The organism is Rhodopseudomonas palustris BisB18 (assembly GCF_000013745.1).
Lineage (GTDB): Bacteria > Pseudomonadota > Alphaproteobacteria > Rhizobiales > Xanthobacteraceae > Rhodopseudomonas_A > Rhodopseudomonas_A palustris_F.
Genome location: NC_007925.1, coordinates 4742847 through 4760000 on the forward strand (window position 1 = coordinate 4742847; position 17154 = coordinate 4760000).

16 protein-coding genes (1 of these 16 cut by a window edge) are annotated in these 17154 nt (G+C 65.5%); 10 read left to right on the plus strand and 6 right to left on the minus strand.

Going from position 1 to position 17154, the window contains the following annotated elements:
* Window positions 1-20 precede the first annotated feature (20 nt).
* Window positions 21-167, minus strand: coding sequence for a hypothetical protein (locus tag RPC_RS26365; RefSeq protein ID WP_157043266.1), 147 nt, complete (start codon window positions 165-167; stop codon window positions 21-23).
* A 332-nt stretch (window positions 168-499) separates the two neighbouring features.
* Window positions 500-2038 carry an acetolactate synthase large subunit gene (locus RPC_RS21300; protein ID WP_011474665.1) on the minus strand — a complete coding sequence of 513 codons (1539 nt, stop codon included), beginning with the start codon at window positions 2036-2038 and terminating at the stop codon, window positions 500-502.
* Window positions 2039-2217: 179 nt separating this feature from the next.
* On the opposite strand from RPC_RS21300, the gene RPC_RS21305 reads away from it, so the two are divergent.
* Both RPC_RS21305 and RPC_RS21310 read left to right on the plus strand, forming a co-directional pair.
* Window positions 2218-2793, plus strand: a complete 576-nt coding sequence (locus RPC_RS21305; RefSeq protein ID WP_011474666.1) for a L,D-transpeptidase — start codon at window positions 2218-2220, stop codon at window positions 2791-2793.
* A gap of 59 nt (window positions 2794-2852) precedes the next feature.
* A complete protein-coding gene (locus tag RPC_RS21310; RefSeq protein WP_011474667.1) occupies window positions 2853-3644 on the plus strand; it encodes a DUF2927 domain-containing protein in 792 nt (263 codons plus the stop codon).
* Between the two features lie 164 nt (window positions 3645-3808).
* Here the strand turns inward: RPC_RS21310 and RPC_RS21315 are convergent, their stop codons facing one another.
* Window positions 3809-4981 (minus strand): isovaleryl-CoA dehydrogenase, encoded by a 1173-nt coding sequence (locus RPC_RS21315; RefSeq protein WP_011474668.1) that lies wholly within the window; start codon window positions 4979-4981, stop codon window positions 3809-3811.
* A gap of 218 nt (window positions 4982-5199) precedes the next feature.
* On the opposite strand from RPC_RS21315, the gene RPC_RS21320 reads away from it, so the two are divergent.
* The 4 genes from RPC_RS21320 (at window position 5200) to RPC_RS21335 (ending at window position 9942) form a co-directional block, all read left to right on the plus strand.
* Window positions 5200-6465 (plus strand): cytochrome P450, encoded by a 1266-nt coding sequence (locus RPC_RS21320; RefSeq protein WP_011474669.1) that lies wholly within the window; start codon window positions 5200-5202, stop codon window positions 6463-6465.
* Between the two features lie 60 nt (window positions 6466-6525).
* Entirely contained in the window at window positions 6526-7698 is a 1173-nt protein-coding gene (locus RPC_RS21325) for an acyl-CoA dehydrogenase family protein (protein ID WP_011474670.1), read from the plus strand.
* Window positions 7699-7975: 277 nt separating this feature from the next.
* A complete protein-coding gene (locus RPC_RS21330) occupies window positions 7976-9094 on the plus strand; it encodes a CaiB/BaiF CoA transferase family protein (protein WP_011474671.1) in 1119 nt (372 codons plus the stop codon).
* Window positions 9091-9942: an FAS1-like dehydratase domain-containing protein gene (locus RPC_RS21335; protein ID WP_011474672.1), complete on the plus strand. Its 852-nt coding sequence runs from the start codon at window positions 9091-9093 to the stop codon at window positions 9940-9942. Before RPC_RS21330 ends, RPC_RS21335 begins: the two co-directional genes overlap by 4 nt.
* 173 nt (window positions 9943-10115) lie before the next feature.
* Here RPC_RS21335 and RPC_RS21340 read toward each other — a convergent pair whose 3' ends face one another.
* Window positions 10116-10925 (minus strand): SDR family oxidoreductase, encoded by an 810-nt coding sequence (locus RPC_RS21340; RefSeq protein WP_011474673.1) that lies wholly within the window; start codon window positions 10923-10925, stop codon window positions 10116-10118.
* A gap of 80 nt (window positions 10926-11005) precedes the next feature.
* Entirely contained in the window at window positions 11006-11716 is a 711-nt protein-coding gene (gene trhA, locus RPC_RS21345; protein ID WP_011474674.1) for a PAQR family membrane homeostasis protein TrhA, read from the minus strand.
* 210 nt (window positions 11717-11926) lie between these two features.
* Between trhA and RPC_RS21350 the strand changes: the two genes are divergently transcribed.
* From RPC_RS21350 to RPC_RS21360, 3 genes are all read left to right on the plus strand, one after another.
* Complete coding sequence (locus RPC_RS21350) at window positions 11927-13393, plus strand: YcjX family protein (protein ID WP_011474675.1); 1467 nt, start codon at window positions 11927-11929, stop codon at window positions 13391-13393.
* Complete coding sequence (locus tag RPC_RS21355) at window positions 13390-14436, plus strand: YcjF family protein (protein WP_011474676.1); 1047 nt, start codon at window positions 13390-13392, stop codon at window positions 14434-14436. The genes RPC_RS21350 and RPC_RS21355 overlap by 4 nt, the downstream gene beginning before the upstream one ends.
* Window positions 14437-14708: 272 nt before the next feature.
* The gene (locus tag RPC_RS21360; RefSeq protein ID WP_011474677.1) at window positions 14709-14909 is read left to right on the plus strand and encodes a cold-shock protein; all 201 of its coding nucleotides are present in this window, start codon (window positions 14709-14711) and stop codon (window positions 14907-14909) included.
* Window positions 14910-15055: 146 nt separating this feature from the next.
* Here RPC_RS21360 and RPC_RS21365 read toward each other — a convergent pair whose 3' ends face one another.
* Complete coding sequence (locus RPC_RS21365) at window positions 15056-15706, minus strand: hypothetical protein (protein WP_011474678.1); 651 nt, start codon at window positions 15704-15706, stop codon at window positions 15056-15058.
* Window positions 15707-16134: 428 nt separating this feature from the next.
* Here RPC_RS21365 and putA point away from each other — a divergent pair, with 428 nt between their 5' ends.
* Window positions 16135-17154: the start of a bifunctional proline dehydrogenase/L-glutamate gamma-semialdehyde dehydrogenase PutA gene (gene putA, locus RPC_RS21370; protein WP_011474679.1), read on the plus strand. It continues 2067 nt past the right edge of the window; only the first 1020 of its 3087 coding nucleotides appear in the window; its start codon is at window positions 16135-16137; the stop codon falls past the right edge of the window.

Below are 17154 nucleotides of genomic sequence, written 5' to 3' on the forward strand. Positions count from 1 at the left end.
TCGGCCTGCGGCATCCGGCTTCAGAACTGATAGCGCCACACCACCAGGATGGTCGCCACCGTCAGCGCCAGACTGATCACCCAGCCGGTCAAATAGCGTGCGGCGGGATCGCCGACGCCGCTCATCACTTCCGCACCTGGGCGGGCGCTTCGCCAGTGGTCTGCCATGTCGACCTCCTGAAAAGGAGATAATCGGCAGCCATAGCGCCGGTTCCGGCGCCTCAAAGATTGAGCGACGGTCGCCCGGCAACGTTTACGTGAAGTCCGGCCAGGATTCCGGACGCCGCGCCGGCGCTGTTATGAATCTGTTAACTTTGCTCGGTATAAGCTCAACTTATGTGAGGCGGACCGGATGTACGTTCGTTTCTCAGAGGCTCGGAGTGAAAACTTCGGGCCGTCGTTTTTTTAGGGCAGCTTGGCGCCGCCATCGCGGCTTTCGCCCGCAGCGGACTGCGGATCGCCGGCTGGCATGTCCCTCGCCCTCGCGCCGGCTCCCCCGCTCACATCACCACTTCGATCAGTCTTGGCCCCGGCTCGGCCACCGCCTCCGCCAGCGCGGCGACGAACGCTTCGGCCGTGGCCACCGAGCGCGCCGGCACCCCCATGCCCTTGGCGAGCGCCGGCCAATCCAGCGTCGGCCGGTCGATGCTGAGCATGTCCATGGCGCGTGCGCCCATCTCGCCGGCGCCGACGCCTGCGAATTCGCCCTTCAGGATCTGATAATTGCGGTTGGCGAACACGATGGTGGTGACGTCGAGGCCTTCGCGCGCCTGGGTCCACAGCGATTGCAGCGTGTACATCGCCGAGCCGTCGCCGACCATGCAGATCACCTTGCGATCCGGACAGGCCACCGCGGCGCCGGTGGCGACCGGCGTGGAGAAGCCGATCGAACCGCCCATGTTCTGCAGCCAATCGTGCGGCGCCGAAGCCGCGGTCGGCGGGAAGAAGCCGCGGCCGGTGGTGATCGATTCATCGACCACGATGGCGTGCTCGGGGATCGCCACCGCGATCGCCATCGCGATCGCCGCATGGGTCAAGGCGCCGACCGGCTTCACCAATTCGACCATCGGCTGCGGCTGGGCGTCGGGCGCTTTGGCGCCGAGCACGCCGGCCAAGGCTTCCAGCGCCGCCACCGAATGCTCGCCCGGATCGGTCATGCGATGCACCTCGCAGCCTTCGGGTTTGAGCAGGCTCGGCTTGTTCGGATAGGCGAAGAACGCCACCGGATCATTGGCCTCGACCAAAATGATGTGGCGGAAATCCTTCAGGATCGGCAGCGCCTGCTCGATCACGTAAGGAATCCGGTCGATCGCGAAGCGGCCGCGACCACGCGCCATCTTCGGATTGTAGGTCTGGCCCATCACCTTGCAGCCGGTCTTGCCGGCGATCCGCGAAGCCATCGACAGGCCACGCTCGGTCAGCGCGCCGCCGGTCATCAGCAGCAGCGTCGACTCGCCCGTGCGCAGGATCTTGGCGGCGGCTTCCACCGCCTCGCGCGAATAGCTGGCGCGCTGCCTGTCCTCCGGCACCGCGGCGATGCCGTCGGCCTCGTTCCAAGCGGTATCGGCGGGCAGGATCAGCGTCGCGATCTGGGCGTGGCGGGCTGCGGCGATCGCAGCCGCGCCGTCCCTCGCCACCGCTTGCGCGTCCGGCGAGGTGCGCAGCCAGGCTGACATCGGCCGCGCCAGGCCTTCGATATCCGAGGTCAGCGGCGCGTTGTAATCGATGTGATAGGTGGCGTGCTGGCCGACGATGTTGACGATGCCGGAATTGGCCTTCTTGGCGTTGTGCAGATTGGCCAGGCCATTGGCGAGGCCCGGACCGAGATGCAGCAGCGTCGAGGCCGGCTTGTTCCGCATCCGGAAATAGCCGTCGGCGGCGCCGGTCACCACGCCTTCGAACAGCCCGAGCACGCAACGCATGCCCTCGACCCGATCCAAGGCTGCGACAAAATGCATCTCGGAAGTGCCGGGATTGGCGAAGCAGACGTCGACGTCGCCGGCCACCAGGGTTCGCACCAGACTTTCCGCACCATTCATGTTTTGAGGCCCTTCGGCTTGGTTGGACGCCGCATCGATCAATCATCGTTGCGCGTCGGCGTCAAAGGTTTACCGAACGCCGCGCGGCCCGGCGATTCACCACTCACGCGGCCGTGGGTTGCGCATCTGCTCGCTTTGTGGCCACTTCCCAGGCGAAATTCGGACACGTGGGGAAACAGATGAATCGGGTTGCTGCGGCGTTGGTTGCGATGGTGGTTTTGGTCGGCGGTGTCGGGGCGGCCTCCGCCCAGGAGGACTCCCGGGGCTTCATGGGCTTTGGCCCGAACTTCTTCGGTGGCGCCAGCGACGCCAATCCGATCCCACGCACCACGGTGAATTTCGCCAGCAACTACGCGCCGGGAACCATCTACATCGATACCGCGGAACGCCGTCTGTATTTGATTCTGCAGGGCGGCCAGGCGCTGCGCTACGGCATCGGGGTGGGCCGCGACGGCTTCCGCTGGGGCGGCGTGCACCGCATCACCGCCAAGAAGGAATGGCCGAGCTGGACGCCGCCGTCGCAGATGCTGCGCCGTCGCCCCGACCTGCCGCGCCACATGGCGGGGGGCATCGATAATCCGCTCGGCGCGCGGGCGATGTATCTCGGCTCGACGCTGTATCGCATCCACGGTTCCAACGAGCCGGAGACCATCGGCCAGGCGGTGTCGTCGGGCTGCTTCCGGATGACCAACGAGGACGTCCAGGATCTGTATGATCGGGTCCGCGTCGGCACCACCGTGGTGGTGAAGAACTGAGCTCGCAGCGCCGCGCTGCGCCGGCGCGGCTGCGGCCGAGCCGGCTGTTTCAAGCCATCGTGCTCGTGACCGGCGCGGCGGTCGCGGCGTCACTGACGCCGCTGCCCGCGTCCGCCAAAAACCCAAGCGCCGCAACGAACAGCGTCGCGGCCAAGCAGCGCAGCGAGCGCAAGGCGTTCAGCGACGCCGAAATCCTCGACGGATTCTTCAAGACCGCGTTCGGTGCCGAATATCATCTCGCCGGTCGGGTCGACCGGATCCGCAAATATCCCGGTCCGGTGCGGGTCGCGATCGAGGGCGCGCCCCGCCGCGACCGCAGGGCGCAGCTCGCCGGCGTGGTCGCCGAGATCGCCGCGCATGTGCAGCACCTCGACATCGCGCTGGCCGAGCCCGGCGGCGAGGCACAAGTCACCGTGACTTTGGTGCGCGACCGCGATCTGTATCCGGCCATCGCCAAGTCGTATGGCGCCGAGCGCGCCAAGGAAATCCGCTCATCGCTCGATCCGCAATGCCTGTCGGGCTTCCGCAAGAACGAGCGCTACGAGATCGAACATTCCGACGTCATCCTCACCGTCGACAATGGCGACTTCGTCTTCCTGGATTGCGCCTATGAGGAGCTGCTGCAGTCGCTGGGGCCGATCAACGACACCGATTCCCTGCCGTGGACGATGTTCAACGACGACGTGCAGATGGGCTTTTTCGACGTCTACGATCAGTACATCCTCAACATCCTGTATCACCCGCTGATCCGGCCCGGCATGACCGTGGCGGAGGTCGAGGCGGTGCTGCCGGTGGTGTTGCCCGAGGTACGGGCGTTCGTGGCGAGGGTGAATGGGTTGCGGCAGGAGTGAGGCGCGCGGCGCTCAGCCCCATACGAAGCGTCATTCCGGGGCGCGAGGGCGTCAGCCCGAGCGAACCCGGAAGCCAGTGCTCACGCCCTGGAATACTGGATTCCGGGTTCACTCGCCGCTATCGCTGCTCGTGCCCCGGAATGACAGCCGCGGGAGACCACGCCCTACGCGCTCTTCTCGAACAACTCCCGCCCGATCAGCATCCGGCGGATCTCGCTGGTGCCGGCGCCGATCTCGTAGAGCTTGGCATCGCGCAATAGCCGCCCTGTGGGATAGTCGTTGATATAGCCGTTACCGCCGAGCAGCTGGATCGCATCCAACGCGCATTGCGTCGCGCGCTCCGCGGCGTAGAGGATGGCGCCGGCGGAATCCTCGCGCGAGGTTTCACCGCGGTCGCAGGCTTTCGCCACCGCATAGACGTAAGCGCGCGAGGCGTTCAGCGTCACATACATGTCGGCGACCTTGCCCTGCACCAGTTGGAACAGGCCGATCGGTTGGCCGAACTGCTTGCGCTCGTGGATATAGGGCATCACCACGTCGAGGCAGGCCTGCATGATGCCGAGCGGACCCGCGGCCAGCACCGCGCGCTCATAATCCAGCCCCGACATCAGCACGTTGACGCCGCGCCCGACGTCGCCGAGCACGTTCTCCTCCGGCACCTCGCAATCCTCGAACACCAGTTCGCCGGTATCGGAGCCGCGCATTCCGAGCTTGTCGAGTTTTTGCGCGGTGCTGAATCCATTCATGCCTTTCTCGATAATAAAGGCGGTCATGCCGCGGGCGCCGGCGGTGGGATCGGTCTTGGCATAGACCACCAGCGTCTCGGCTACGGGTCCGTTGGTGATCCACATCTTGCTGCCGTTGAGCACGTAGCGGTCGCCCTTCTTCTCGGCGCGGGTCTTCATCGACACCACGTCGGAGCCGGCGCCGGGCTCCGACATCGCCAGCGCGCCGACGTGTTCGCCACTGATCAGCTTGGGCAGGTATTTTCGCTTCTGCGCCTCGTTGCCGTTGCGGCGCAATTGATTGACGCAGAGGTTGGAATGCGCGCCGTAGGACAATCCCACCGAGGCCGAAGCCCGCGAAATTTCCTCGACCGCGATGCAATGCTCGAGATAGCCGAGCCCGGCACCGCCATACTCCTCTTCGACGGTAATGCCGTGCAGGCCGAGCGCGCCGAGCTTCGGCCACAGATCGCGCGGGAACTGATTGCTCTTGTCGATGTCGTCGGCGCGCGGGGCAATTTCGTTTTGCGAAAAATCCCGCACGGTGTCGCGGATCGCGTCCGCGGTCTCGCCGAGATCAAAATTGAACATCCGTTGCGCGTTGGGAATCATGGGGTCGCCTCCGGTCGCCTGCTGGTCTGTGCCAAACTGCTTCCGCTCAGGTCTATTCGCCGGCATCGGCAATGTCACGAGGCCTGATGACGAGTGCGGCATCGCAGCTCCCGGGCCTTGCGCCGCCGCGTGCGACGGAGTGTAATTCCAGCCAATCGCCGCCGGCCTCACCACACCAAGCGGCCTCGGGAGAGCGCACAAAGTCAAAGGAGCGCGGCATGCACGGCAGCGTGGATTCGGAAAAGGCCGACCGATTGCGCGCCGCCCGCGCGGAGGCCTACGCCACGCCGCTGAAGGACTTCCATCCCGGCGCGCCGCGGCATTTCCGCGACGATACGCTGTGGCCGTGGTTCGAGCGGCTGCGCGCCGAGGCGCCGGTGCATTACTGCACCAACGCGCCGATCGAGCCGTATTGGTCGGTGACCAAGTATCACGACATCATGAACGTCGACACCCACCACGAGATCTTCTCCTCGGACTCCACGCTCGGCGGCATTTCGATCCGCGACGCGCCGCAGGGCTACGACTGGCCGAGTTTCATCGCGATGGACCAGCCGCGGCACGCCGAGCAGCGCAAGACGGTGTCGCCGATGTTCACCCCGGAGCATCTCGACGAACTGGCAGTGCTGATCCGGCAGCGCGCAGGCCAAGTGCTCGACGCGCTGCCGAAGAACGAGACCTTCAACTTCGTGGAGAAAGTCTCGATCGAACTGACCACGCAGATGCTGGCCACATTGTTCGACTTTCCGTTCGACGAGCGGCGTAAGCTGACGCGCTGGTCCGACGTCGCCACCGCGCTGCCGAAAAGCGGCGTGGTGGAATCCGAGACGCAGCGCCGCACCGAAATGAGCGAATGCGCCAGCTATTTCACCAAGCTGTGGAACGAGCGCATCAACGCGGCGCCGCGCAACGACCTGATCTCGATGATGGCGCATCACGACGCCACGCGGCAGATGGACCACGACAATCTGATCGGCAACATCATCCTGTTGATCGTCGGCGGCAACGACACCACCCGCAACACCATGACCGGCTCGGTGCTGGCGCTGAACGAAAACCCGGACCAATTCAGGAAATTGCGCGAAAACCCGGCGCTGCTCGACAGCATGGTGCCGGAGGTGATCCGCTGGCAGACGCCGCTGGCGCATATGCGGCGCACCGCGCTGGTCGACAGCGAACTCGGTGGCAAGCTGATCCGCAAGGGCGAGCGCGTGGTGATGTGGTACGTCTCCGGCAACCGCGACGACGAGGCGATCGAGGCGCCGAACGATTTCATCATCGACCGCGCGCGGCCGCGCACGCATCTTTCGTTCGGCTTCGGCATTCACCGCTGCGTCGGCATGCGGCTCGCCGAACTTCAACTCAGGATCGTATGGGAAGAAATGCTGAAACGCTTCGACCATATCCAAGTTGTCGGCGAACCGAGGCGGGTGTATTCGAGCTTCGTCAGGGGCTACGAGTGCCTGCCGGTGCGGATCTCCTGATCGTTTGCGACCGATGCTTCCAGCCCCATCGTTTCCAGCCCAGAGAGTCCGACTTCATCAATGACCGATCACAGCGCGGAGCAGGACGAATTCCATGACATCCGCGACGCCGTCGCCAAACTGTGTGGGCAGTTTCCCGGCGAGTACTGGCGCAAGCTCGACCGCGCCATGGAATATCCGCAGGCCTTCGTCGATGCGCTGACCGAAGCCGGCTATCTGTCGGTGCTGATCCCGGAAGAATATGGCGGCTCCGGACTGAAACTGTCGGCTGCGGCGGCTATCCTCGAAGAGATCCAGAAGGCCGGCTGCAATGGCGGCGGCTGCCACGCCCAGATGTACACCATGGGCACGCTGCTGCGGCACGGCTCGGACAAGCAGAAAGCCGAGTGGCTGCCGAAGATCGCCTCCGGCGAAGTGCGGCTGCAGGCGTTCGGCGTCACCGAGCCGAGCTCGGGCACCGATACCTCGTCGCTGAAGACCTTCGCCAAGAAGGACGACAACGGCGACTACGTCGTCAACGGCCAGAAGATCTGGACCAGCCGCGCGGAATATTCCGACCTGATGATCCTGTTGGCGCGGACCACGCCGAAGGAGCAGTCCGCCAAGCGCACCGACGGATTGTCGGTGTTCCTGGTCGACATGAAACAGGCCAAGGACCACGGGCTGACCATCCGGCCGATCCGCACCATGATGAACCACTCCACCACCGAGGTGTTCTTCACCGATTTGCACGTGCCGGCCGAGAATCTGATCGGCGAAGAGGGCAAGGGTTTTCGCTACATCCTGTCCGGCATGAACGCCGAGCGCATCCTGATCGCGTCGGAATGCATCGGCGACGCCAAATGGTTCATCGCCAAGGCCACCGCCTATGCGCGCGAGCGCGTGGTGTTCGGCCGGCCGATCGGACAGAACCAGGGTATCCAATTTCCGATCGCCAAGGCTTACGCGGCGATGCGCGCCGCCGAGCTGATGGTGAAGGAAGCCGCGCGGAAATACGAAGCGGGTCTGGATTGCGGCGCCGAGGCCAATATGGCGAAGATGCTCGCCGCCGACGCCTCGTGGGAGGCGGCGAATGCCTGCGTGCAGACCCATGGCGGCTTCGGCTTTGCGGAGGAATACGACGTCGAGCGCAAATTCCGCGAGACGCGGTTGTACCAGGTGGCGCCGATCTCGACCAACCTGGTGCTGTCCTACGTCGCCGAGCACGTGCTCGGCCTGCCGCGGTCGTATTGAGAGGAAGCGTTCGGTTCAGTGCAGACCCCACCCCACAACGAAGCTGTCATTCGGGGCGCGAGTTCGCAAGAACGAGCGAACCCGGAATCCAGTACTCAGGGGCCTCGTGTCCCGGACGCGGTGCCGCGTTCTTCACGCGACGCCGCGAGCCGGGACCGTTTCAAGCGCCGCGTTCCGTTACGGCCCCGGATCTGCAGCGCACCACGCCGCGAGCGCGGCGCGTTGCGCTGCGTCCGGGGCACGCTCCAATGACGACAGCTATCCTAAAGGACCGCCGATGCTGCCGCTTGAGGGACTGACCGTCGTCGCCGTCGAGCAAGCCGTCGCGGCGCCGTATTGCAGCTCGCGGCTGGCGGATGCCGGCGCGCATGTCATCAAGGTCGAGCGCCCGGAGGGCGATTTCGCCCGCGGTTACGATCACGCCGCCAAGGGCCTGAGCAGCTACTTCGTCTGGCTCAATCGCGGCAAGGACTCCGTGGTGATCGATCTCACCACGCGTGAAGGCCGCGACGATCTGGAGACGCTGATCGCCTCCGCCGACGTGCTGCTGCAGAATCTGAAGCCCGGCGCGATGGACAAGCTCGGCTTTGCCCGCGAGCGGCTGCGAAAGGACTATCCGGCGCTGATCATCTGCACCATTTCCGGCTATGGCGACGACGGCCCGTACGCGCATCGCAAGGCCTATGACCTGTTGATCCAGGCCGAGAGCGGGCTCGCCTCGATCACCGGCGGCCCTGAGAGCGCGGCGCGCGTCGGCATGTCGATCGTCGACGTGGCTACAGGCGCGGCGGCGCACGCCGCGATCCTCGAGGCGCTGATCGGCCGCGCCCGCCACGGCCAGGGCGCCGACATCCGGATCTCGATGTTCGACGTGATGGCGGATTGGCTGACCGTGCCGCTGTTGAATGCCGAGGCCGGGCAACCGCCGCAACGGATGGGCTTGGCGCATCCCTCGATCGCGCCCTACGGGGTGTTTCGCTCCAAGGACGGCAAAGACATCCTGATCTCGATCCAGAGCGAGCGCGAATGGAAAAAGCTCTGCGCCGAGGTGCTGCGGCAGCCGCAGCTCGCGGATGATCCACGGCTCTGCAACGGCGTCGAGCGGGTGCGCAACCGCGGCTTCACCGACGCCACCGTCGCGGCGGCGTTCGGCCTGCTGACCCGCGAGGATCTGCTGGCGCATCTGACCGCTGCCGACATCGCCTTCGCCGAAGTCAACACGATGGCCGACCTCTCCGCGCATCCGCATCTGCGGCGGATCGAAGTGGCGACGCCGAATGGCCCGGTGAGCTATCCGGCGCCGGCGGCGATCTTTGTCGGCGAGGAGCGCCGCTACGGCGCGGTGCCCGGCATCGGCGACAGCCCGCAGGATACGACCAAGGCGAAAACCTCATGACCGACGCTCTCGATCTCGATCATCTGAAACAATGGATCGGCCGTAGCGAGCAGGCCTCCGATGTGGTGACCGCGCAGCTGGTGAAGGGCTTGCGCGCCACGTTGTTTCTCGACATCGGCGCGCCGGCCGCGGGCGACGCGGCACCGTTCACGGTGCATTGGTGCCTGGCGCAGCCGGTGGCGGCGATGGCCGAACTCGGCCCCGACGGCCATCCGGCGCGCGGCGGGTTTCTGCCGCCGGTGCCGCTGCCGCGACGGATGTGGGCCGGCGGCGAGTTGCAGTTTCTCGACACGTTGCGGGTCGGCGACGCGGTCAACCGCACCTCCACCATCACCGACGTAACGCTGAAGCACGGCTCCAGCGGGCCGTTGTGCTTCGTCGCGGTCGAGCATGTGATCTCGACCGCGCGCGGCATCGCTATTCGCGAACGCCAGGACATCGTCTATCGCGACGCGCCGAGCGGCGGTGCCGCGCCCGCGGCCAAGCCCGCGGCGCCACCGCCCGCGCAGCATCGCGAAATTCATGTCGCCGATCCGGTGCTACTGTTTCGCTATTCGGCGCTGACCTTCAACGGCCACCGCATCCATTACGACCGCGACTACGTCACCAAAGTCGAATTCTATCCGGGTCTGGTGTTTCACGGCCCGCTGCAGGCGGCGCTATTGGTGAACTTCGCGGCGAAATTGCACGGCGGCGCCGAGCCAAAAAAGTTCAGCTACCGCGGCGTGCAGCCGTTGTTCGACGGCGCCGAATTCAGCGTCAACGCCAACCCGACCGACGCCGGCCTCGAGCTCTGGACCGCCAACGCAGACGGCGCGCCGACCATGAAGGCCAGCGCGAGCTGGTGATCACTCGGTCATTCCGGGGCATGAGCAGCGAAGCTGCGAGTGAGCCCGGAATCCATGACCCCTGCAGGGAGTATGGATTCCGGGCCTGCGGCAAGTCGGCTACGCCGCCTTGCGCGCATCCCGGAATGACGGAGTGAGGTGATTGAGCCCGTCATGCGCTGCGGGATCAGGTATCACCCCGCCTTCGCCGTCGCCCGATAGGCGTCGCGCATCTTGGCTTGGATCTTGGCCATGCCGCCGAGCCAGCGATCGTAGTTCTCGGTCTTGGCGCGCATATAGCCCAGCACCTGTGGATGCGGCAGGATCAGGAAGCGCTCCTCGGCGACGCCCTCCAGCGCAACCCGAGCCACTTCCTCCGGCGACAGATCGCCGTCGCCGGATTGCGGGCCCTTGGGGATCGCGCGCAGCATGTTGGTATCGACGCCCTGCGGGCACAGGATCGACACCTTGATGCCGTCGGCGCGATGCGAGATCGCGAGGTTTTCGGCGAAGCCGACCGCGGCGTGCTTGGTAGTGGAATAGGCCGGGCTGCCGACCTGCGACAACAGACCCGCCGCCGAAATGGTGTTGAGGAAATAGCCGCCGCCGCGCGCCTTGTAGAGCGGGATCAGATGCCGCGCGGCATGGACGTGCGCCATCACATGGATCGCCCAGCTCTTCTCCCACGGCTCGTCGGAGGCACCGCCGGCATTCTCCGACAATGGATCAAAACCGCCGCCGATTCCGGCGTTGGAGCAGAACAGCGCAATCGGCCCGAATTGCCGCTCGGTCTCGCCGATCAGATGCGCGATGTCAGCCTCCCGGCCGACGTCGCATTTGAACGCCGCGCCATCGATCGAAGCGGCGACCTGTTCGGCGCGCGCCAGATCCAGATCGGAGACGACCACCTTGGCGGCGCCGGCGCGATGCGACGCCTCGCACAGCGCCTGGCCGATACCATTGGCGCCTCCGGTCACGACCACGATTTTGCCGGCGACCTGCATGGTCCCCTCCCCTATTTTCTTGATTGATTGATGGATGGATGGAGATGACGAGGCCGTTGAATGGCCTCGTCGGTGTCGGATTACGCAAGCACGGTGTCGAGCACCGCGGTGTAGTGGCAAGCGGCGCCGAGCAGCACGAAGGAGTGCCAGATCGCATTCTGGAACCGGAGTGCCCGCCAGGCATGAAACACCACGCCCAGCGTGTACAGCACGCCGCCGATGGCGATGAACCACAGCGCCAGATGCGGCACCGCGGCCGCCACCGATTCGTAGGCGATCAGCCCGCTCCAGCCCATCGCCAGATACAGCCCGATCGACACTTTGTCGAACCGGCCCGGCACGAACAGCTTGAGAAGGATACCGATAATCGCGACGCCCCAGACCCCGCCGAGCAGCGCCGCGGCGAACACCTGGTCCTTGATCTGCGCCAGCAACGGCGTGTAGGTCGCGGCGATCAGGATGTAGATCGCCGAATGGTCGAACCGCCGCAGCATCCATTTGCGCCGCGACACCGGCCACAGATTGTAGGCCGCGGAAAACCCCAGCATCGCCAGCAAGCCGCCGGCATAAACCAGCACCAGCAGGATGTCGGAAGGCGAGGAAAACACCGCGGCCAACACGATCATCACCGTCACCGCGATCACGCCCAGCGCGACGCCCAGAACATGGACGACGCCGTCGGCGATCAGCTCGGCGCGGTCGTAATGCCAGCCCACCGCGCCAGCGGCGTGGCCGGAGTTCGCGGCGGGGCGGGAATACGACGCGATTTGCTTCAATTGGAAGATCGGCATCCGGCGTTTCCCGCTGAGAACTTTGTTGTAAATTGATCTGGCGCATTCAAGACGCCCGACGCGGCACGATAAATCATCTTCTGTTGCCGGTCGATGACGGGCAGACTATTCGTCTGCAAACCCGGCAAACCCAAGGCTTGATTCGCCAGAATCGCTGCTTTCCGGCTAATTTTGCCCGGTTTCTCTGTCCGATCGAGCCGAACCCGAAGCATGGCCTTCAATTTCTCCAATATCGTCGAGGAAGCCCGGCTGTCGGCGCGGGCGTTGCTCGATTACAGCGACAATCTGTTCAACCCGACCATCAGGCTGGGCGTCACCGGCCTGTCGCGTGCCGGCAAGACCATCTTCATCACCGCGCTGGTGCACGGCCTGTCGCGCGGCGGCCGCTTCCCGATCTTCGAGTCCATGGCGAGCGGCCGGATTGCCAAGGCACGTCTAGAACCCCAGCCGGACGATGCGGTTCCCCGGTTCGATTACGAACATCACCTCAGAACGCTGATCGACGAGCGCAATTGGCCGCACTCAACCGTCGACATCAGCGAATTGCGCCTCGTCATCGATTATCAGCGCAAGAACGGCGCCAATCGCACGCTGACCATCGATATCGTCGATTATCCCGGCGAATGGCTACTCGACCTGCCATTGTTGAACCAGACATACGAGCAATGGGCGGCGGAAAGCCTTAAGCTGTCGATGCAGGACCCACGGGTGCGGCTGGCCGGCGAATGGCACGCCCATCTCGCCACGCTGCAGCCCAAAGGCCGCGAAAACGAACAGACCACGCTGACTGCTGCGCGGCTGTTCACCAAATATCTGCGCGAATGTCGCGACGAACAGTTCGCCATGAGCCTGTTGCCGCCCGGCCGCTTCCTGATGCCGGGCAATCTCGCCGGCTCGCCGGCCTTGACCTTCGCGCCGCTCGACGTGCCCGCCAATGGCGAGGCGCCGGACGGCACGCTGTGGGCGATGATGCGGCGCCGCTTCGAGGCCTACAAGGACGTGGTGGTGCGGCCGTTCTTCCGTGACCACTTCTCACGGCTGGACCGCCAGATCGTGCTGGTGGACGCGCTGACCGCGTTCAACGCCGGTCCGGAGGCGTTGCACGACCTGGAATCGGCGCTCGCCGGCATTCTGGATTGCTTCCGGATCGGCCGCAGTTCGCTGCTGAATTCGATGTTCCGGCCGAAGATCGACCGCATCCTGTTCGCCGCCACCAAGGCCGACCACCTGCACCACGCCAGCCACGACCGGCTGGAAGCGATCCTGCGCCGGCTGGTCGAGCGCGCCGCGGGCCGCGCCGAATACGCCGGCGCCGCGGTCGACGTGGTGGCGCTGTCCGCGGTGCGCGCCACCCGCGAGGCCCAGGTGCAGCGCGGCCACGACCGGTTGCCCTCGATCGTCGGCACGCCGATCGCCGGCGAAACCTCCGGCGGCGACATTTTCGACGGCGAGACCGAGGTGGCGACCTTCCCCGGCGACCTGCCGACCAATCTCGAGGAGATTTTCAAGGCCGGCGCGTTTCGCGGATTGGCCGCCGGCGACGCCGAATACGCCGACTACCGCTTCCTCCGGTTCCGGCCGCCGCATATTGCCGATCGCGGCCCGGATGATACCATCCTGCCTCACATCCGCCTCGACCGCGCGCTCCAGTTCCTGATCGGAGACAGACTGCAATGACGGAGCGGTTTCAAAGTCGCCGGCCGGCCACCTTCAAGCTCGGCGATCCCAGCGTCGTCGTGACCGATCCGGTCGAGGACGCGAGTCGCCCGCAGCCACCGCGCGGCCGGGTGCAGATCACGCCGGAAAACGACCAGGTCGCGGCCGAGACGGTGCCGGCGGAAGCCGCCCCGGTGCTGGCTGTACGCAAGGGATTCCGCTGGGCGACGCTGTTCTGGAGCGCGGTCAGCGGCCTGGTTTCGCTCGCCGCCTGGCTCGCGGTGACGCGGCTGATCGAAGACCTGTTCGCGCACAATAAGACGCTCGGCAGCATCGCGCTGGTGCTGGCGGTGATCGCCGGCGTCGCCTTGGCGGTGATCGTCCTTCGTGAAGTCACGAGCCTGTTGCGGATGGGTGCGATTGAAAAGCTGCACCGCCGCGCGCTGGTGGTGCTGGAGACCGACAACCGCGCCGAAGGCCGCGCCATCGTCAAGGAACTGCTGACGCTGGAGAACCAGAACCCGCAGCTGGCCCGCGCCCGCACCACGCTCAACACGCATCTCAACGACATCATCGACGGCGCCGATCTGATCCGGCTCGCCGAGCGCGAACTGCTCGAGCCGCTCGATCAGCAGGCCCGCAACCTGGTCTCTACCGCCGCGCAGCGCGTCTCGCTGGTCACCGCGATCAGCCCGAAGGCGCTGATCGACATCCTGTTCGTGTTCATCGCCGCGTTGCGGCTGGTGCGGCAGCTGGCGCGGCTCTATGGCGGCCGCCCCGGCACCATCGGCATGATGCGGCTGATGCGGCAGGTGATCGCGCATCTCGCCATCACCGGCGGCGTCGCAATCGGCGACAGCGTGGTGCAGCAGGTGCTGGGTCACGGCATCGCCGCCAAACTGTCCTCCAAGCTCGGCGAAGGCGTGCTCAACGGCATGCTGACCGCCAGGCTCGGGCTCGCGGCGATCGACCTGACGCGGCCGCTGCCGTTCATCGCGGTGCCGCGACCGGCGCTCGGCGATCTGGTCAAGGACCTGATGCGCAAGCGTGAGAAAGACGAATAGCAGCCGGCGGTTGCGGGCGGAACCGAGCCGGGTTCGGCCGAATCCTTGCAGCTTAGCGCGGGCGCGCGGTTCATCGCGGCGCCGGCCTCCGCTGCACTGCGGCAAAAACCGGAAAAATCGCCGAATTACGGCTCTAACCGCGGTCGCAACCGGATTCGGCGATTGTTTAAGCTATCAAGCGATCGCGATACCGCGTATCGTGCGTCGTAGAACAAGCCGGTGTGCGGGGCCGACCGTTCGTTACGTTTTTAAATCCTGCGGAGACTCTCTACATGGCTAAAGGTACTGTGAAGTGGTTCAACGCCACCAAGGGCTTCGGTTTCATCCAGCCCAGCAATGGCGGCAAGGACGTGTTTGTCCATATTTCGGCGGTTGAGAAGGCAGGCCTTTCGACGCTCAATGAAGGTCAGACGGTTGAATTCGAAGAAGTTGCCAATCGCGGCAAGACTTCGGCGGAAAACCTCAAGGTTTGATCGGCGACGTTGTTCGAAAGGCATGCCCTCGGAGATGATCCGAGGGTGCGTCCTTTAAAAAAGATCGTGCTGAATTTTGCGATGGCCCTCACTCCAAGTACGGCCATCGTTTTTTTGTATGCGGCGAAAATTGTCCGCAGCAGGCCTCAGTCCTGCTTGACCCATTGTCCGACCGGCATCACCTCGGGCGACTGCGCATAGCCGCGGGTCCACATATCCACCACCCATTCGGTCTGCGTCGCGCGCTCCAGCAACACCGCGGTGTTGTGCGGCGTCTGCAGCACCAGCACGTTGCCGCGATAATGCGGATTGCCGACGCTGTGATGTTTCAATAGCCCCCAGTCCTGCAGCAGCAACAATAGGCTGGTGGTGTTGCGCGTGGTGTCCCAGCAATCGAAATTCGACTTGTCGGCGCCGAAGCGGAAATCCGCCCGCGCCACCCGTTTGTCGGTGCCGAGCACCGGCCCCACCCGGCGATCGAACCACACCACCGCCTTCTGCACCGCGGCGCGCTCCGCCGCCGCCGAGCCGCGACCGCCGGCGAGGATCTGGGTCAGCGCCCGGCGGTCGCCGGGGCCGAACTCCAGCGTCTGCCGGCGCCGGCAGACGAAGCCGTAGCACACCGTCATGGCATTGCCCGACGGCGGGAAGATCGACACCGAAGTGTAGAGCTGGGCAATCGCCGGACTGATCTCGCCGGCTTCAGCCGAGGCCATCGCGCCCAGCGCGGCCGAACTGATGGCCAGCGCCGCGACCGCGCGGCTAAGACGTGAACGGATCGGGTTACTCGATGTCATGCAGTCATTCCATGGTTTCGCGCGAACCTAGCCCGCCCGCCCGGGCCTGCCAATATCGCGGGCCAAAGCCGGTCGCGCCGCGCGCAGCGCCGGCCTTTGCAACCCGCCGCCGGATCGCCATGTCTTCACAGGGCGCGCTCTTCGGAGTCTTCGGAGCGTGACCTTTGAGTCATGACTGTCGGGACTGTTCCAGAGGCTAAGTGAGAGGCGAAACCGGGCTTTCGACGACGGCGGTGTTTGTGAGAGGTGCTGCCTCTCCACGTCATGGCCGGGCTTGTCCCGGCCATCCACGGAAAACAGGCAAGGCGTCGGATGTGGGCGTGGATGGCCGGGACAAGCCCGGCCATGACGTGTTGGGCGACGTGCCTAATGGGGAGTCGCAGCATTTGCGGCGAGGCTCTTGAGTGGCAAGCATGGGGAGCATTCCGATGTTGGACAATTCTGCTCTTCCCGTATTCAGCGCGCCCTATGCCGCCGACGACGGCGATCTTGCCGCCGCGCTGTTGCCGACCGCGCGGCTGTCGCCCGAGCGCGAGGCCCGGATCGACGCCAGCGCAACGCGGCTGATCGCGGCGATCCGCGCCGACCATGACCGGCTCGGCGGCGTCGAGGAAATGTTGCGCGAATTCGCGTTGTCCACCAAGGAGGGCGTCGCGCTGATGGTGCTGGCGGAGGCGCTGTTGCGGGTGCCGGACGCGCTCACCGCCGACCAGTTCATCGAGGACAAGCTCGGCCAGGGCGATTTCGAACACCACGCCACCCGGTCCGGCGCGCTGCTGGTCAACGCCTCGGCCTGGGCGCTGGGGATTTCCGCGCGGGTCGTTCACACATCGGAAACCCCGCAAGGCATACTCGCCAGTTTAAGCAAACGCATCGGCGCGCCAGCGGTGCGCGCCGCCACCCGCGCGGCGATGCGGCTGATGGGCAATCACTTCGTGCTCGGCGAGACCATCGCAGCGGCGCTGCAACGGGCGCAGGGCGGCGGCGCGCGTTATTCGTTCGACATGCTCGGCGAAGGCGCGCGCACGCAAGCCGACGCCGACCGTTACTTCGCCTCTTATGCGGCGGCGATCGACGCCATCGGGCGCAGCGCCGGCACTGCCCGACTGCCGGCACGTCCCGGCATTTCGGTGAAACTCTCGGCGCTGCATCCGCGGTTCGAGGCGCTCAGCCGTGCCCGGGTGATGGACGAACTGGTGCCGCGGGTGATCGAGCTGGCGCGGCAGGCCAAGTCGTATGACCTCAACCTCACGCTCGACGCCGAGGAAGCCGACCGGCTCGAACTGTCGCTCGAGGTGTTCGCCGCGGTGTTGCGCGATCCGTCGTTGGCCGGCTGGGACGGCTTTGGCCTCGCGGTGCAGGCCTATCAGAAGCGCGCGCTGGCGGTGATCGATCATGCGGCTGATCTCGCACAACGGCTCGACCGCCGGCTGATGCTGCGGCTGGTC

Bases quoted from the DNA above. Each gene is read 5' to 3' on its own strand.
- RPC_RS26365 (WP_157043266.1), bottom strand. From the start codon at position 167: ATGGCAGACCACTGGCGAAGCGCCCGCCCAGGTGCGGAAGTGATGAGC.
- RPC_RS21300 (WP_011474665.1), bottom strand. From the start codon at position 2,038: ATGAATGGTGCGGAAAGTCTGGTGCGAACCCTGGTGGCCGGCGACGTC.
- RPC_RS21305 (WP_011474666.1), top strand. From the start codon at position 2,218: ATGAATCGGGTTGCTGCGGCGTTGGTTGCGATGGTGGTTTTGGTCGGC.
- RPC_RS21315 (WP_011474668.1), bottom strand. From the start codon at position 4,981: ATGATTCCCAACGCGCAACGGATGTTCAATTTTGATCTCGGCGAGACC.
- RPC_RS21320 (WP_011474669.1), top strand. From the start codon at position 5,200: ATGCACGGCAGCGTGGATTCGGAAAAGGCCGACCGATTGCGCGCCGCC.
- RPC_RS21325 (WP_011474670.1), top strand. From the start codon at position 6,526: ATGACCGATCACAGCGCGGAGCAGGACGAATTCCATGACATCCGCGAC.
- RPC_RS21330 (WP_011474671.1), top strand. From the start codon at position 7,976: ATGCTGCCGCTTGAGGGACTGACCGTCGTCGCCGTCGAGCAAGCCGTC.
- RPC_RS21335 (WP_011474672.1), top strand. From the start codon at position 9,091: ATGACCGACGCTCTCGATCTCGATCATCTGAAACAATGGATCGGCCGT.
- RPC_RS21340 (WP_011474673.1), bottom strand. From the start codon at position 10,925: ATGCAGGTCGCCGGCAAAATCGTGGTCGTGACCGGAGGCGCCAATGGT.
- trhA (WP_011474674.1), bottom strand. From the start codon at position 11,716: ATGCCGATCTTCCAATTGAAGCAAATCGCGTCGTATTCCCGCCCCGCC.
- RPC_RS21350 (WP_011474675.1), top strand. From the start codon at position 11,927: ATGGCCTTCAATTTCTCCAATATCGTCGAGGAAGCCCGGCTGTCGGCG.
- RPC_RS21355 (WP_011474676.1), top strand. From the start codon at position 13,390: ATGACGGAGCGGTTTCAAAGTCGCCGGCCGGCCACCTTCAAGCTCGGC.
- RPC_RS21360 (WP_011474677.1), top strand. From the start codon at position 14,709: ATGGCTAAAGGTACTGTGAAGTGGTTCAACGCCACCAAGGGCTTCGGT.
- RPC_RS21365 (WP_011474678.1), bottom strand. From the start codon at position 15,706: ATGACATCGAGTAACCCGATCCGTTCACGTCTTAGCCGCGCGGTCGCG.